The organism is Anabaena sp. UHCC 0204 (assembly GCF_009711975.1).
GTDB lineage: Bacteria > Cyanobacteriota > Cyanobacteriia > Cyanobacteriales > Nostocaceae > Dolichospermum.
This window is the reverse complement of sequence record NZ_VIKW01000021.1, coordinates 35,736-52,826: the sequence shown is the minus strand read 5'-3', so window position 1 is coordinate 52,826 and position 17,091 is coordinate 35,736. Positions and strand designations below refer to the sequence as shown.

The following is a 17,091-nucleotide window of genomic DNA, read 5'->3' as shown; positions in this document are numbered from 1 at the left end:
TGCAATATTAGTACAAATACAAAATATCGCTTATTTAGATACTAGTAAATTCAGTAATTACAAGTAACTCAAAATTTAAACCTTGACCAATATCATTGGTGTGGAGAAGTCTGTAATTAAAACTTACTAGACATTTAAGGTATTACGCAGAATAATCAGGAGACATGATGAGTTTATACCGTCTAATTTACAGTAGTTATGCAAAATCAGATATGGGGTATCATGATCTCAAAGATATCATGGAAAAATCTGAGAACAACAACCGTTCTGAAGGGGTTACAGGACTACTCTGTTATGGTGATTCGATATTTTTGCAGATATTAGAAGGCGATTCCTGCGGAGCGCTTCGCTATCGCACAGTAATTAGTAAAACTTATCATCGCATTGCCCTAGACACGCGCCATCATACACCGGAATTGATTGAATTTATTCCCATCGAAAGCCGTCTTTTTGGGGTTTGGTCTATGAAAGCAGTAAATATTAGTGATTTGAATTCTCAGCAAGTGAGAAATTTGATTTTAAAGTATTCAGCATCTACTACCTTGCAACCACATACTATGACATCACAGCAGTGTCTTAACCTAATGCAAGCACTGGCTATATTATTTGAGAAAGCCATCTAATTTTGATAGAAGCGATGATACCTAATACTCCCTATTATGAGTTATCGTAGTGAGCAAACTGACAAGAAGCGGTGATGAAAAAACTTATATTATTGTGCTTGTTTATCATCGGACTGACTGCTGCTGTGTTTGGGTTTCTGAATTTTCAGGGACTAGCAGCTAAAGGTGACTTTGAGACAATTCTGCTCGATTTTCGGGAAGATATTGGAGAAATTGCCATTCAAAAGGATTTAGAAGCGATCGCACAACAATACAATGTTACACCCCAACTGGATAATAAATATTCAGCAGCGGATAATGTGTATATTATCAGAGGCGATCGCCAACGACTGAAAGAGTTAAGAAAATCTCCTTTTGCCAAAGTTACAGAATTTATTGAACCAAATTACATTTATAGAACTGTACCCGAAGGTAAAGCTACTTGGTTGGGTGAACTTTTAGGACCCCAAAATGATGAAGAACCAACGTCTTCCTTAATCGGTCCCAATGACCAGTATTACAGCAAACAGTGGAATTTGCACAAAATCGGCATAGAAGCCGCATGGACTCGCAGTAAAGGCAGTGGTATCACCGTTGCCGTCATTGATACCGGGATTACCCAAGTCCGCGATTTACATGAAACCAAATTTGTCAAAGGCTACGATTTTGTCAACGACACAGAAGCAGCCAAAGACGACAACGGACATGGAACTCATGTAGCGGGTACAGTTGCCCAAGCTACTAATAACGCCTATGGTGTCGCTGGAGTTGCCTATGAAGCCAACCTGATGCCCTTAAAGGTCTTAAATGCTGATGGTGCAGGAACGGTGGCTGATATTGCCGAAGCCATCAAATTTGCGGCTGATAACGGTGCAGATGTGATTAACATGAGCTTAGGTGGTGGTGGAGAAAGCCAACTCATGGAAGATGCAATTAAATACGCCTACAACAAAGGTGTAACTATCATTGCTGCCGCCGGAAATGAAGACACCAACGGCGTTAGTTATCCCGCCCGTTATGATCATGTTATCGGTGTTGCCGCTTTTGGACCAGACGGCGAAAGAGCATCCTATTCTAACTATGGTGCTGGTGTGGATATTTCCGCTCCTGGTGGCAGTGAAACCGGGACAATTCTCCAAGAAACCATCAACGAAGACGGTGAAGGTGTATTTCTGGGACTCCAAGGCACAAGTATGGCTTCTCCCCACGTTGCGGGTGTAGCGGCTTTAGTGAAAGCCTTGGGAATCAAAGAACCCGATGAAATTTTACAGGTTCTGCAACAGTCAGCCAGAGTCATTCAAGACGACGGTTTAAACTATTATGGGGCTGGACAACTCAACGCCGAAGCCGCAGTTAAATTAGCCAGCGACGGCATAATTAGTTTTCCCGACTTTTTCCGCTGGTTGCGAGAAAACGGCTATTTGAATCCCCGCTTTTGGATAGATGGCGGTGCGATCGCTTTAATGCCTAAAATCTTAATGGTAGTAGGTTCTTATCTCCTGGCTTGGTTCTTACGGGTTTACTTCCCCTTTGCTTGGAGTTGGTCTTTATCCAGTGGGTTAATTTTTGGCAGTTCTGGCTTATTTTTCCTCAAGGGATTTTATATCTTTGATCTTCCCCAATGGCCTTTCCGGGTTTTAGGTAGTTCTATTCCTGAACTAGGCAATACTTTACAGGGAACGGACGCATTAAATCCTCTTTTTGCCAGTGTTTTAATTCCCCTGGTTTTAATATCCTTATTTTTAGGACATCCCAGTTGGAAATGGTTTGCTATTGGTTCAACTTTAGGAATAACGGCTTTCTTAACAGTTAGTGCTGTTTATGATCCTGCTGTCTGGGGTTTAGGAAGTAGTAACCTAGCGAGAATTTTCCTTATCGTCAATGCTTTACTTTGTTACGGACTAGCTCGTTTAGCATTGAAAAAAGACGAACAAACTGCTTAATTAGGTAATTAGTAATGGGTAATATTTTTTCTATTACCCATTACCAACTAATAATTGACAATTGACAATTGACAATTGACAACTAACAACTGAAAATTGACAATTGACAATTGACAATTGACAATTGACAACTAACAACTGACAACTAACAAATGACTATTACAGCTACTGGTACTATTGAACGGCGAAATATTGGTCTTGGTGCTTGGGCTTTTGTGACAGAAGATGGTGTTACTTATGAAATACCCAAAAGTTCTGATAAAAGCTTACTCAAAGCAGGACAAAAAGCCAAAGTTACAGGAAAAGTCAGAGAAGATGTGATGACAACAGCAATGATAGGTTCTGTTCTAGAGGTTCATGATTTTGAGGTGTTGTCATAATTTAGATAATTGACAATTGACAATTGTCCATTGTCAATTATTGAATGTGATTTAGATATATTTTCTTAATTTTCCGCATATTATTACTTTTTTATACGTAAATAGGACTTACACAATAACTCTCTGAAACTCTTATTTCTCCGTGTCCTCTGCGTCCTCTGCGGTATGGCTAACGCCACGCTTCGCGTTAGCGATACGTTTTTTCATGATTTTGCGTAAGTTCTGGTAAATTTTTGAGAAGCCCTGCGTTACTAAAAGTCTGTCAAATACATTTTGACGAATAAAGAAGAAACGAACCACGAAGGACGCAAAGAGCGCGAAGGAAGAAGGAAGAAAGAAAGAAAGAAAGAAAGAAGAATAAAGATTATTTACCCGTCAATTACTTTTTGACAGACTACTAGAAGTCGCGAATACATAGACAAAATCCACACTATGGCTAACGCCACGCTACGCTATCGACAAGCTCAGTGACCGCCTCCGTGGGTTTCAAACTCTTGATTTTTCATTAGCTTACTGAGTTTGTGATGCCCTGAGCGAAGCCGAAGGGTCGAAGTAAGTAGGCTCTATTATAGTCACGCAAAATTTTTCCTTGTTTCAAATATTCCCCTTGAAAAGTTCATTAAATAATTGTAAAATGTCACCAGTATACTGAAAATAATGAGTATGCAAAAACACTAAAAATCAGATCAAAACTTTAAAGTAAGAAAACTGATGATTCACTACCTAAAATATATATGGTCATATATCTATGCCCTGTTGAACTATGCTTTGTTTACTTTTGGAGAAGTCAACTTTTCCGTTAGTAGTCTGAGTTTTTTATTGTTTAACTTGACTATTGTTTGGGGAATAATTAAAGGAGTTCAATTTTTTCTCAAACAGTTTCTATTGATTCGCTTAGGAATTGATTTAGGGACTCGTGAAGCCATTACTACCTTAATTACATACTTTATTGGCTTAGTTGGTAGCTTAATTGCTTTAGAGTCTATTGGCTTTAGTTTATCGTCTCTTGTAGTTGTTGCTGGAGGTTTAGGAGTCGGAATTGGGTTAGGTTTACAAGATATGGCTCGTGATTTAAGCAGCGGAATTATTATTCTTTTGCGACGCACAATTAAAGTCAATGATTTTTTACAATTTGGTAGTAATCAAGAATTTGAAGATCTCCAAGGTACAGTTAAAAATATTTCTCTGCTTTCTACCTTGATTAATACTGAAGATGGTGCAACTTTAATTATGCCGAATAGTTCTTTAGTAACTTCACCTATTTTAAATTGGAGTTATGGTGGAAACTGTAATCGTGTAAAAATTCCGATTCGGATTCATCCTGATAGTGATATTGTTCTATTCACAGAAACTGTTTTAACAACTGTTAATCAAGAGCCAATAGTTGTTAATGATCCTGCTCCCGAATTAATTTTTAATGAATTAGGTTTGAAATATTTTGAGTTTGAGTTACAAGCTTGGATAAATAGTGCTAGAGATGACGAAGATGCGAAAACAAAGCTTAATTATGCCATTGAATATAATTTGAGACAACGTGGTATTAGTGTTAGTTTTCCTGACTATAGTATTTATTTACATAAATCTCCACCACCTTTAGAAACTGCTCCTAAGCCTCCATTATCTCCTGATATCTCGATTAGAGATCTACTCCGGAAAGTTCCTTACTTTGCCAATTTTACGGAATTAGAACTCCGTAAATTAATTGAAATTGGTTCTCGGAAACGTCTGAATGCGGGAGAAGTTCTCTTTCAAGAAGGTGAAGCTGGAGATGCTTTCTATATTATTTTAGAAGGTTCTGTAGATATTTTTGTGGCTAAGATAAATAAACACTTAACTACTTTAAATAGGGGGGCTTTTTTTGGAGAATTATCTTTAATTTTAGGAATTCCTCGGACGGCTTCTGTAAAAGCGATAGAAGCAACAATTGTCTTTGGTATTTATCGTCAGGCGTTTGAAAAACTACTACAAGATCAACCTGATTTTGCGGAATTAATTATTCAAGAGTTATCCACACATCAAGAAGAATTAACCGAACGTAAAAAACAATTACAACAAATGGGAATAGTTGATGATGAAGAAGATGATGGTAATTTAGGAATTTGGGTGCGTAAACGCTTACAACAAATTTTTTCCTTATCTTTTTAATGATCTCCTTGGTGGGCATTGCCCACCATAATCATGACTAATTTGCTACCTCAGCCATTTCAATTACGCGCCCGTCGTAATCTTTGATCAAAAAATTCAAGGGCTTTTGGTTACGAATCTTGAACTTTAAACCCCGTATTTCCACTCGCATTAAAATTAATTCTAGACAGTCATGGTCAAAGCAAACATGGCGTTGCTGATCTTTTTTGCCTAAACTTGCACCTGTAATGATATGTAATTGAGTATTTTTCTTGAGTTGATACCAAAGCCCGTCATTACCATTATTCATGGTGCTGTTAGACCAACTGGGACTTGTGGACATATACAGCGGGTCAATACCTGTTGCACCAATAGTTTGCTCGTAGTTGTAATAATAGTGCAAAGGAACTTCAGCTACTGGCAAATCTAGCAATCCTTCATATAACTGTCGGGCAATTTCTAAATCTGACACCATGACAGTATAAACTTTGGGGGCGCTAGTCAGGAACATCCACATAGCGCCGGCGTAAGCTGCCAGGAGCATGATCATAATCCCTTGGGTGGAAAATAGGCTATCCAAGGGTAGGGAAGGTAAAAACGACCCTAAAGTAAGTGGACTAAGCAGGGACAAAATGGAACTAGCTGCTATAACCATGAACAAACCGTATCAAAATATTGGTATAAAGGAGGCGCTTTGAGTATTGTCAATTAAGACTAACATTAAGTCCTTGTTTCTAGTTTATCAAGAGTCTAGTAGTCTGAGCTTAGTCTACCAACTAACAGACATCAAGATATTATTAACGATGCTTCCGCTAGGCGTTGCGATCGCATAACCATTCCTTAGTATATTCTAACAACTATCTAGTCAAGAGAATTGTGCAAATTCCTCATTTTCCCGAAGCTAATCACCCATTGGTGAAGTCGCTATTTCATCATAGTGATCAAGAACTACTGAGTCTGTTTCAACGATATCCAGATTATGGCAAGTATTTTACGGTGATTTTTTGCCGTTATAGCCCTATAGTTTACACTTTAATTCGGCATTCAGCGCGATCGCCTGTACAAGCTGATTATTTGTTTGCTCTAATCTGGCGACATATATATTATGAATTAGGTGGACTGGATTTAAACCAACCAGGCACAGGACAAGATTCTATCACCCTGCAAAACTGGTTAATTAACATTACTGCCTTCTGTATTAACGATATTAAACTACCACCGACGGAAGCGATCCATTATTCTCTCAAGGATACTTCACCGCCCCTCTGGTGTTATGTAGAACAGGCATTAGATCAACTCCCGGCAATATCACGTTTAATAGTCTTAATGGCGCAAACTTTCCACTGGAGCGAAACTAGAATTGCTGCTTATTTGCAAGCTGAAGGAGAACAAATTTCCCCGGCTGAAGTTGCAAATTCTCTCCAAGCAGGTTATCAGATGCTCGAAGATAAATTACCTGCTGATATTCGGGCTATTTACTTAGGCGAAGATTCGATTTAGTCATAACTTAGCTATAATAATCACAATAGCTCATCTACTGCACTCAAACCAAGTGTGAAAGCTATTACACCATTTATTTACAGCCGGAATTTCACGGTTAAATATTATGAAACAGCGGCATTTTTTACCAGGGAAGACAATTAATATAGCCAATTTGCAGCTTTGCACCTTTTACATTTTACTATTCACCTGTTTGTTTAATACTGCAAGTGTAAAAGCCAATGATATTACACAACAAATTCACCGTCCCTTAAATAACACCGCTAACAAACCGTCACGAGATGGAGCAGATAGATTATTAAAATTGGGTAGACAGCAATTATCATTAGGATTTCCAGATAAAGCCCTGAAATCAAGTTTACAAGCCTTAGAAATTTATCAATCATTGGGTGACTTAAAAGCCCAAGGTTTAACCTATGATTTATTAGCCAATACTTATCTACAATTAGATGATATCAAAAATGCCGAAGATGCTATTCGGAGACAATTAGCGATCGCTCGTGATAATCGAGACTTCCAAAATCAGATATTTGCTCTCAATAATCTGAGTAGTTTATTTCTAGAAAAGGGCGAAAATGTCGCCGCAGAACAAACACTTCAAGAAGCTTTAGTCATTGCCAGAAATGTAACTAACATTGAAGGACAAGGACTATCTTTAAGTAATTTAAGCTTAGTTGCCCTCAGAAGAGGTGATTATAATAAAGCCATCAAAATTGGTGAATATGCCTTAACATTCCGCCGCCAACTTGGTGATGCTATCGGTGAAGCCAACACATTGAATAACCTTGGAGATGCTTATTTAGCGATCGGCGATTATCAAAATACCATTGGTAGTTATGGTTCAGCAATGCGGTTAGCTAAAAAGAGTTTTGAGCGCCCTAACCAATTACGAGCCATTGATGGTTTAGTCACAGCCCATGCTGCTGTAGGGCGTTATAGTCGAGCATTAGAACTGTTAGAAAATCGTGTCGCCATCACCGATTCAATTAGAAACCCAGCCGAAGATTTAAAATATTTAGCAATTTCTGGAGAAATATATGAAAGAATGGGTAACTTTGCCAAAGCCAAAGATTTATATCAGCAAGCTATTTCCATAGCTCAAAGATTAGAAGATAGTAAACAACAAAGTTTCTTAGTTAATAGACTTAACGACTTAAAAGGACGTTAATTTTTGCAGAAAAATTCCGAATTTTAGGGACTTCCAAATAAAAAAACACTCAACCACCTAACGTAAAAAACCTCACTTCGACCCTTCGGCTTCGCTCAGGGCATTGCAAGCTCAGTGACCACTCAAACCCTTATTCCTCTGCGCCTCTGCGGTATGCGCTGCACGCACGCTACGCTAACGTTACTCTAGATAATTTATTTCTTGGAAGTCCCTTAACGACTGGAAATCACAAATAAACAGACAAAACCCTTAATTTTCATGAGTCCACGGAGGTGGACTTTGTTTGTGTAGTAGCGATTTATAATCGCCCAATATTAAAATCCGTTGAGCAAAAGTTATAGAGAATAGTATATAGTGTCATACGAGATGACATTTTCAATGGCTTCTTAATTTATTGTCTCTGTAAGTTAGCAAAACATGAATGAATCAATCATTACTCAGTTTTTCTCACCTCAATTACAGAAAATTTATGAACAAATTATTACACCTTACCAAAAATGGCTAATATTTACTTGTTTATTGAGCATTAGTGATATTTTCTTATTAATCGTTCTACAAAAAAGTTGGCTTAAATATATAGAAATTCCCCTGGGTTTATCAATAGCCATTGTCGTAGGTGTCTTAACCTCTCGACTATTTGATAAATTCTTCAATTATTACTTGCTAGAGTCAGCTATTAAGCAAAAAATGAATGGTGAAATATTAATAGTATCTAATATTATCGCCAAAGGTCTCATTTCTATAATCATCTTCTGCATTTTTGCCCAGACTCATCAAATCAATCTTTTAGGTTTAGTAACGAGTTTAGGAATCGGTGGAGTTGCATTAGCATTTGCAGCTAAACAAACCTTGCAACAGTTATTAGGTGGAATTGTAATTTATATTGATAGACCTTTTGTGGTTGATGATTATATTGGTTTACCTGATGGGACATTTGGTAGAGTAGAATCAATAGGTTTACGTTCTACAAAAATTAGAAATTCCGGTAAAGGAACTTTAACTATAGTTCCCAATGATTCCCTCATACAATTAAGTATCGAAAATTTTACCGGCGGCAAAAAAGTTGTTTCCTTAATTTATTTGAAATTCTATCAAGAAATTAATGACAACGAAAAAGCTTTAATTCGTCAAGTGATCTTAGAAAGTAGCAAAGATTTATTTGGCATAGATTCCCGGAATACAGAAGTGAATTTTAAAGATATATACCACAAAGAAAAAAATAATACTACTCAGGCACAAATTAGCTTTTTTATTCTCGGTGCTGGTGAAATAGGTATGGATATACGTCATCAATTACTAGACATAGCTAAACAAAATATTACTATGCAGCTTCAAGGATTTGGTATTGATTTTGATGTTGCAGATGAACCAGTTAATATTGATGCACCCATCACAATTTAAACAAGTAAGTACATAAAATGCAGATTTTAGTTGATATTCAAACTTGGTTGTCAATAGATGAAGAAACACGCAAATTTCTGATTTTATTAGGAATAAATTTAGGAATTTTCTGTTTCTTTTTTCTCATCTCTTTGTTAGTTGGTAAATATACTCCTGGGTTGTTAAAAATAGTTGTTCATAAATTTACACCCCAGACAATAGTCAAGATTTATGAAAGCTTAATTGATCCTCTAGAAAACCTCCTGAAAATTACAGGTACTTTCGTTCTTATTTCTGTATCTACAAATTTACTGCAACAATATTCAGGCTTTTATCTATTCCTGAAATTTTTTCTAAATTTAGCAGTAATTAGCAGTTTTGCAGCTTTAGTATCTCGCTTGTTTCGTCAAGTTCTGCGCGTCTATGGCATTGAGTTAATTCGCAAAGTAGGGTTAGAAATTGACGAATTACTACTGGTTTCGGAAACTGTTTTTAATATCATGATTGGGTTTATAGCCGCTTTAGCATTTGCCCAGAGTCAAAATATCAACTTAATAGGTTTAATTGCCGGTTTGGGTATTGGGGGTATAGCTGTTGCTTTTGCTGCTCAAAGCACTTTAGAACAAATATTTGGCACAATTGTTTTATATCTAGATCGTCCTTTTGTTCCTGGAGAATACATTCGTGTCAATTTAAGTTCTCAAGGGATATTATTTGCTCGCATAGAATCTATTGGTTTACGTTCTACAAAACTAAGAACTGCTGCAAAAAGTACCTTGGTAATTGTTCCTAATTCAGTTATGGCCAAAGTTGATATTGAAAATATCACCAGAGGTAAAAAGTTAATGGTTTTACTTTATCTTGATTTTGCTCGCTTCCTAGAAAAAGCTGAAGAAGCATTACTAGAAAAAGTGATCAAGGAAAGTACCAATACTTTATTTGGAATTGATCCTAACAGTACCAAAATTAACTTATTTCCCCAAGAAGATAAATCAGGAGTTCGCGCTAGGGTGAGTTTCTTTATTTTGGGTTCTCATGAAAATTCAATTGATTTTCGTAAGCGGTTATTGGAATTAGCCAATGAACATATTTCTAAAAAGTTGCTTAGTTACGGCATAGAATTTACCATGAAAGAACCAACTCTTTATGTTGAGTCACCGATGACAATTTAATTGCATAAATGAGAGAGTTAGCACAGCCAAATCCGCTTTGACTAATTTGCAAAAATCTGTAAAATTCCTGGTTCTTGTTCTTGACAAGACAATTAACAACTGTTAAATTAATAAGTGACTACACACTTATTTATGGCACGCACAACAAAAATCACTAATGAGCAAATTTTAGATGCAGCCCGGGAAATATTTCTGCAACAAGGATTTGGGGCTTCAACCTTAGAAATTGCCCAAAAAGCTGGAATTTCGGAAGCATCTATTTTTAAACGCTTTTCAACCAAAGAAAAACTATTTTTTGCGTCAATGGGAATTGCGGAAAGACCCCCTTGGGTGGAAGAACTGGATTCTTTATCTGGAAAAGGGAATCTCAGAGAAAACCTCATTAATTTGTGTCTACAAACCTTAGAGTTTCATCGTCAAGTGATGCCACGATTGATGATGTTAAAAGCGTGCGGTAATCTACTTCCAGAAACGGCAAGTATAATCAAATCAAAACCTATCCGCGAGGTCAAAGTATTTACTAACTTCCTAGCAAAAGAAATAGAACAAGGACGTTTGCGCCCTAGCGACCCTCAGACTATTGCTATGATATTGTTAGGATCATTAATGAACTATGTTTTTTTAGAGCAAATGCACCCCGGAGAATTTATCAAAACCGAAGAAACAATCTTTGTCCAGAATCTCGTAGATATTGTTTGGCAAGGAATTGCACCCATTCAAGATTAATTGTACAACTTCACCTTAACCTTTTTTTTCAAGGATTAATAAGTGATTACTTACATTTTATTGGTGGTGCTATTTGATTGGTAATTATTACATATTCATCTGCGTTTATCTGCGTTTATCCTCTTACATCTGCGGTTAATTTTTTACTTCTTGTACCTCACTAAAATGAGAATTGCTATATATTCACCCAATCAGGTGATGGCTCATCCTAGATTTAATTGTTAGTATCAATGAAAGTTAATACTCAAGAATGTATTAATTTTATGACTTTTACAAATAGTATTTTTGCATCTTCAATTCCAAAACAATTAACAACCTTCAATTTTAGTAATTGCTGCCAAATAATATGACGTTCTACATAGAAATTCCCTTAATTCGCAAAAAAGTTAAATATCCATTGCGTTGGTTAATGGGTTTAATCGCTAGTGGTGTCTTAATCGTGGGAACAACAACCACTATCAAAACCATACAAGAAAGAAATAAACCGCCAGATATTAGTAAATTGACTGTTCCTGTGGCAGCACAAAGCGTCACCGTGAGAATTACTGCTAGTGGAAAAGTACAACCGGTTGAAAGTGTGAATATTAGTCCTAAAAGTCCAGGACTTTTAGCAGATTTAAAAGTTGAACAAGGAGAAACTGTAGAAAAAGGACAAATTATTGCGCGTATGGATAATTCGGAAATTAGAATGCGAATTCTCCAATACAAAGCTAACTTAGAACAGACAAAGGCACAGTTAGCGGAAAGTCAAGCTGGAACTCGTCCCGAAGATATTGCCCAAGCTAAAGCCCGTGTAGCCCAAGCACAGGCACAATTAGCGATCGCCCGTGATGGAAATCGTTTACAGGAAATTCAACAAGCACAGGCTCAAGTAGACTCAGCAAAAGCTTCTGTAGAACTAACTCAATCGAGGTTAAAACGTAATCAAGATTTGGCCAAAGAAGGCGCTATTTCCCAAGATACTTTAGAACAATATATCAGTGAAGATAGAAAAGCAAAAGCTAATTTGCAAGAAGCTCAAAAACGATTATCTTTATTGCAAATTGGCAACCGCACCGAAGATATTCAAAGGCAACAAGCAATAGTTAATCAAGAACGGGAAGGATTACGAAAATTAGAAAATGGTAATCGTCCCGAAGAAATTGCCAGATTCAAAGCAGCGGTAGTTGCAGCAGCGGCTCAATTACAACAACAACAAGTACAATTAGAAGATACAATTATTCGCGCTCCTTTTTCGGGAATTATTACCCAGAGATATGCCACATTAGGAGGATATGTAAGTCCAGCAATTTCCGCTTCTAGTAATGCTTCTGCTACCTCAACTTCGATAGTCGCTTTAGCTAAAGGTTTAGAAGTTTTAGCTAATGTTCCTGAAGTAGATATATCCCAAATTAAACAAGGACAAAAAGTAGAAATTATTGTTGATGCTTATCCAGATGAAGTGTTTCAAGGTACTGTGCGTTTGATTGCTCCTGAAGCTGTAGTAGATCAAAATGTGACATCTTTTCAAGTACGAGTGAATTTGAATACAGGCAAAGATAAATTACGTTCAGGAATGAATGTTAGTGAAGTCACTTTTATTGGTGATACTGTTGATAATGCTTTGTTAATTCCCCAAGAGGTGATTGTTACCCAATCAGGAAAAACAGGTGTTTGGGTGGCAGATACTCAGAATAAACCAGAATTTCGTCCGGTGAAAATTGGGGCAAATATTGATAGTCAAATTCAGGTTTTAGATGGTTTAAAAGCTGGAGAAAGGGTATTTATTGAACTACCTAAAGAGAAGGGGCGTAAACCATCGCAATAGTAATTTATGAAGATTGCATGAAAATGTTAAACTTTTATTTCTGTCTTGAGAATGGACTCAGACATTGGCTGAATTAAAAGAGGAATTAGGAATTGAATTGTAAATTTCACATTTAACAAAATTATGGATATTTTAGAAAGTGTAAAAATGGCAACTACTACTTTATTAGCTAATAAGCTGAGAAGTAGTTTAACAATGTTAGGAATTATCATCGGTAATGCTTCAGTTATTGCCATGATTGGGATTGGAGAAGGAGCGCAAAAATTAGCTACTGAACAATTTGAATCTTTGGGACCTAATTTACTATTTATCATTCCTGGTAGTCCAGAAAGTCGTAACCGAGTCATAGAGATACCCAAAACTTTAGTTTTAGAAGATGCTAAAGCTATAGCTAAACAAGTTCGTGCTATTAAAGATGTTGCTCCAGAAATTAATACCAGAACTACTATTACCTACCGCAACAAAAACTCTAGTAGTTCCATTATTGGGACTACTCCTAATTATCTCGCTGTGCGGAGTGTTGAAATAGAAAAAGGAAGATTTTTCAATGAATTAGATATTAAACGTAGTTTACCAGTGGTGGTATTAGGTCCAGAATTAGCAAGAAAACTGTTTGGTAATCAAAGTCCCATTGGTCAAAATATCCGCATTAAAAATGTTAGTTTTGAAGTGATTGGTTTAACCGTAGCTAAAGGGACATTTTTAGGAAATAACAATGATGATATTGCCTTTATTCCCATTACTACTATGTCCGGTCGTATTGTGGGGAGAACATCTCCCTATGGGATTGATTTATCTTTGATTTCTGTATCTGCTAAAGATGAAAATAGCATTAGAGCGGCAGAATTTCAACTTACCAATTTATTGCGATTACGTCACAAGATTACCCAGGAAGATGATTTTACAATTCGGACTCAGAAAAACATTTTAGATATTATTAGCACGATTACAAATGGCTTAACTTTAATGTTAGCTGCCATTGCCGGTATTTCCCTATTAGTTGGTGGAATTGGAATCATGAATATTATGCTCGTTTCTGTTACTGAACGTACCCAAGAAATTGGACTCAGAAAAGCCATTGGTGCAACTCAACAAGACATCTTAATTCAATTCATGATTGAAGCAGTGATTCTCTCAATTGCTGGTGGTATATTGGGAATTGCTTTAGGTGGTGGAAGTGTGATTTTAATTAGTATGGTTACACCTTTACAAGCTGGTATATCTCCTTCTGCGGTCATATTAGCTGCTAGTGTTTCTGGGAGTATTGGTTTATTTTTTGGTGTTGTTCCGGCTCGTCGTGCGGCTCAACTTGATCCCATGGTAGCACTGAGAACAGCGTAATTTTTAATTTAAAAAAGGCAATCAATATTTATGGCTAATACTCTGACTTTTAATGATGCAAATATTCCCCTTTCTACACCAGAATCAGGAATTATTCGTTTAGAAGATATTTTCAAAGTTTATGGGATTGGGGAAACAGAAGTAAAGGCACTCAATCAAGTCAATTTAGTGATAGAACAAGGTGAATATTGTTCAATTATGGGTCCTTCTGGTTCAGGTAAATCAACAGCCATGAATATTATTGGTTGTTTAGATCGTCCTACTAATGGAAATTATTATTTAGATAATTTGAATGTCGCTCAAATGAGTGATACAGAATTGGCGCATATTCGGAATAAAAAACTAGGATTTGTTTTTCAACAATTCCATTTATTAAACCAATTGACAGCTTTAGAAAATGTGATGTTACCAATGGTATATGCTGGTGTGAAAATTAGTGAAAGAAAAGAACGAGCCACATCTGCATTAATCAAAGTTGGTTTAGAAAATCGTCTCCATAACAAACCTACTCAATTATCAGGTGGACAACAACAAAGAGTAGCGATCGCTCGCGCTATTGTCAACCAGCCTGTTGTTCTCCTCGCAGATGAACCCACCGGCGCACTCGATTCTCACACTACTCAAGAAGTATTAGACTTATTTAGTGAACTAAATAGCAGCGGTATCACCGTTGTGATCGTCACCCATGAATCAGAAGTTGCGCGTCAAACTAAACGGATTGTTTGGTTTCGTGATGGTGAAGTTGTTCATTCTCATCTTACTCCCAATGAATTACACCAATTAGTATGATCGCAGGAGTCGTAGGGGCGAAGCATTCGGAAAATGGCCTTAGACAAAAAATGGATAATTTATCACCCGAATGCTTCGCCCTTATAGGAGTATGGCTTACGCCACGCTGCGCTATCAGAAAGAAGAATGAATAGGACTTACGCAAAATCTCTCTGAAACCCTCTTTTCTTCGTGTTCTTCGTTCCTTCGTGGTTCGTTCTTTCCTAACTTGTACGTAAGTCATGATGAAGAAAGAAGGACATTTTTTTCTTCTCCTCCCAATTACCAATCACCTAAAATGAATACAATACCTGAACCTATCCCCAACTGGGAAGAAGAACTAGACAACGCCATTTTTACCTTTGACGATATTCAAGCCGAACTTAACTATAAACAAGCCAAAACTGCACTGAAAAACTTAGTTAATAATCTGGATCTTTCCCCTGCGGAAAAATCAGGTTTAGAAACGGAAATTAACGACTTAGAAACCATGCTAGATAAACTAGAAAGTATGGTAGTTCAAATTGCAGCTTTTGGAATGGTAGGACGTGGTAAATCTTCCCTTCTCAATGCTTTAGTCGGTCAAGAAGTCTTTATTACAGGTCCCCTACATGGTGTTACTCGTGATGCTCAAACAGTTAATTGGAGTATTAGCAAAGAAGCTTTAGGAACTTTAAAAGCCACATTACCAAGCAATGGCCAATCCCAAGTAGAATTAATTGATACTCCTGGATTAGACGAAGTAGACGGTGAAACCCGCGCAGCTTTAGCTGAACAAATTGCTAAACAAGCCGATCTAATTCTCTTTGTGATTTCTGGAGATATGACTAAAATTGAACAAATGGCTTTATCTCAGTTGCGAGAAGTAGGTAAACCGATAATTTTAGTATTTAATAAAGTTGACCAATATCCCGAAACAGACAGACAAGTAATTTACAAAAAAATTCGAGATGATCGGGTAAGAGAATTACTTTCACCATCAGAAATTGTCATGGCCGCAGCTTCTCCACTGGTCAAAATTGCGGTACAAAATCCAGATGGAACAAGAGGTATAAAATTGCAAAAAGGCAAATCGCAAGTTGAAGAATTAAAGCTGAAAATTTTGGAAATTCTGCAACGTGAAGGTAAAGCATTAGTGGCTTTAAATACTATGCTTTATGCTGATAACGTGAATGAACAATTGGTACAACGAAAACTGATAATTAGGGAAGAAAACGCCAATCAGTTAATTTGGAAAGCAGTAATAACTAAAGCATTAGCGATCGCTCTCAATCCTGTGACTGTAGTTGATATATTAAGCGCCGTAATTATTGATATTGCTTTAATTTTAGGCTTATCTAAACTTTACGGTATCCCCATGACAGAAGCCGGTGCTGTTCAATTACTCCAAAAAATCGCCTTGAGTATGGGTGGTATTGGTGCTAGTGAATTATTAGCAAACTTGGGTTTAAGTGGTTTAAAAACCTTACTGGGTATCTCTGCAACAGCAACCGCAGGCATGACAATTGGACCCTATTTATCCATAGCTATTACTCAAGCGGGAGTAGCTGGTGTATCATCTTATGGTATTGGACAAGTCACCAAAACTTATTTAGCAAATGGGGCAAATTGGGGACCAGATGGACCAAAAGCAGTAGTTAGTCGAATTTTATCAACATTAGATGAAACTTCAATTTTAAACCGGATTAAAGATGAATTAATGACTAAAGTTAAATTGAGAAAACAATTATGAAATCCGCCCAAATCTTAGAACAAACAATTAGTATTAATGCCCCAGCAACAGTAGTAGAAAGCTGTTTTACCGACTTAACCCTCATGCACCGTTGGCTTAACCCTGTGCTGCGTTGTGAACCTGTAGGGGAAACATGGAGTACAGATATCGGTAGTCAAAGCCGATTTATTATCCAAATTCCCGGACTAAAACCGACCTTAAACACAGTAGTTGTAGAAAGACAACCAGGTTTGGTAGTATGGGGATTCCAGGGATTTTTCCAAGGAAGCGATCGCTGGGAATGTCAACCAATTGCCAATGGAACATTATTACTCAACCGTTTCGAGTTCCAAATTCCTAACCCTTTAGTTAGTTGGGGTTTTAACACCTTTGCAGCAACTTGGACAAAAGCTGATATGGAAGCCCAACTCAGTCGTCTCAAAAGAATAGCAGAAACATCATAGTTATT

At 37.0% G+C, this 17,091-nt stretch carries 15 protein-coding genes; 14 read left to right on the top strand and 1 reads right to left on the bottom strand.

The window, feature by feature from the left end; translation table 11 throughout:
• Positions 1–164 precede the first annotated feature (164 nt).
• From FJR04_RS17095 to FJR04_RS17080, 4 genes are all read left to right on the top strand, one after another.
• Positions 165–623, top strand: a complete 459-nt coding sequence (locus FJR04_RS17095) for a BLUF domain-containing protein (protein ID WP_217359400.1) — start codon at positions 165–167, stop codon at positions 621–623.
• A 74-nt stretch (positions 624–697) separates the two neighbouring features.
• On the top strand, positions 698–2,545 hold the full coding sequence (locus FJR04_RS17090; RefSeq protein ID WP_168496926.1) for a S8 family peptidase: 1,848 nt from the start codon (positions 698–700) through the stop codon (positions 2,543–2,545).
• A gap of 152 nt (positions 2,546–2,697) precedes the next feature.
• The gene (locus FJR04_RS17085; protein WP_168496924.1) at positions 2,698–2,925 is read left to right on the top strand and encodes a hypothetical protein; all 228 of its coding nucleotides are present in this window, start codon (positions 2,698–2,700) and stop codon (positions 2,923–2,925) included.
• A 711-nt stretch (positions 2,926–3,636) separates the two neighbouring features.
• The gene (locus tag FJR04_RS17080; protein WP_168496922.1) at positions 3,637–5,070 is read left to right on the top strand and encodes a cyclic nucleotide-binding domain-containing protein; all 1,434 of its coding nucleotides are present in this window, start codon (positions 3,637–3,639) and stop codon (positions 5,068–5,070) included.
• 37 nt (positions 5,071–5,107) lie between these two features.
• On the opposite strand, the gene FJR04_RS17075 is transcribed toward FJR04_RS17080, so the two are convergent.
• Positions 5,108–5,704, bottom strand: coding sequence for a glyoxalase-like domain protein (locus tag FJR04_RS17075; protein WP_168496920.1), 597 nt, complete (start codon positions 5,702–5,704; stop codon positions 5,108–5,110).
• A gap of 221 nt (positions 5,705–5,925) precedes the next feature.
• Between FJR04_RS17075 and FJR04_RS17070 the strand changes: the two genes are divergently transcribed.
• From FJR04_RS17070 to FJR04_RS17025, 10 genes are all read left to right on the top strand, one after another.
• A complete protein-coding gene (locus tag FJR04_RS17070) occupies positions 5,926–6,549 on the top strand; it encodes a sigma-70 family RNA polymerase sigma factor (RefSeq protein ID WP_168496917.1) in 624 nt (207 codons plus the stop codon).
• Between the two features lie 106 nt (positions 6,550–6,655).
• On the top strand, positions 6,656–7,717 hold the full coding sequence (locus tag FJR04_RS17065) for a lipopolysaccharide assembly protein LapB (protein WP_168496915.1): 1,062 nt from the start codon (positions 6,656–6,658) through the stop codon (positions 7,715–7,717).
• A gap of 417 nt (positions 7,718–8,134) precedes the next feature.
• Entirely contained in the window at positions 8,135–9,118 is a 984-nt protein-coding gene (locus FJR04_RS17060) for a mechanosensitive ion channel family protein (protein ID WP_168496913.1), read from the top strand.
• A gap of 17 nt (positions 9,119–9,135) precedes the next feature.
• Positions 9,136–10,269 carry a mechanosensitive ion channel family protein gene (locus tag FJR04_RS17055; protein ID WP_168496911.1) on the top strand — a complete coding sequence of 378 codons (1,134 nt, stop codon included), beginning with the start codon at positions 9,136–9,138 and terminating at the stop codon, positions 10,267–10,269.
• A gap of 132 nt (positions 10,270–10,401) precedes the next feature.
• A complete protein-coding gene (locus FJR04_RS17050; protein WP_168496909.1) occupies positions 10,402–10,995 on the top strand; it encodes a TetR/AcrR family transcriptional regulator in 594 nt (197 codons plus the stop codon).
• Positions 10,996–11,341: 346 nt separating this feature from the next.
• A complete protein-coding gene (locus tag FJR04_RS17045) occupies positions 11,342–12,802 on the top strand; it encodes an efflux RND transporter periplasmic adaptor subunit (RefSeq protein ID WP_168496907.1) in 1,461 nt (486 codons plus the stop codon).
• Between the two features lie 123 nt (positions 12,803–12,925).
• A complete protein-coding gene (locus tag FJR04_RS17040; RefSeq protein ID WP_168496905.1) occupies positions 12,926–14,143 on the top strand; it encodes an ABC transporter permease in 1,218 nt (405 codons plus the stop codon).
• Between the two features lie 30 nt (positions 14,144–14,173).
• The gene (locus FJR04_RS17035; protein ID WP_168496903.1) at positions 14,174–14,932 is read left to right on the top strand and encodes an ABC transporter ATP-binding protein; all 759 of its coding nucleotides are present in this window, start codon (positions 14,174–14,176) and stop codon (positions 14,930–14,932) included.
• A gap of 277 nt (positions 14,933–15,209) precedes the next feature.
• The gene (locus FJR04_RS17030) at positions 15,210–16,643 is read left to right on the top strand and encodes a GTP-binding protein (RefSeq protein WP_168496901.1); all 1,434 of its coding nucleotides are present in this window, start codon (positions 15,210–15,212) and stop codon (positions 16,641–16,643) included.
• Positions 16,640–17,086: an SRPBCC family protein gene (locus tag FJR04_RS17025; protein ID WP_168496899.1), complete on the top strand. Its 447-nt coding sequence runs from the start codon at positions 16,640–16,642 to the stop codon at positions 17,084–17,086. Before FJR04_RS17030 ends, FJR04_RS17025 begins: the two co-directional genes overlap by 4 nt.
• Positions 17,087–17,091: the final 5 nt, after the last annotated feature.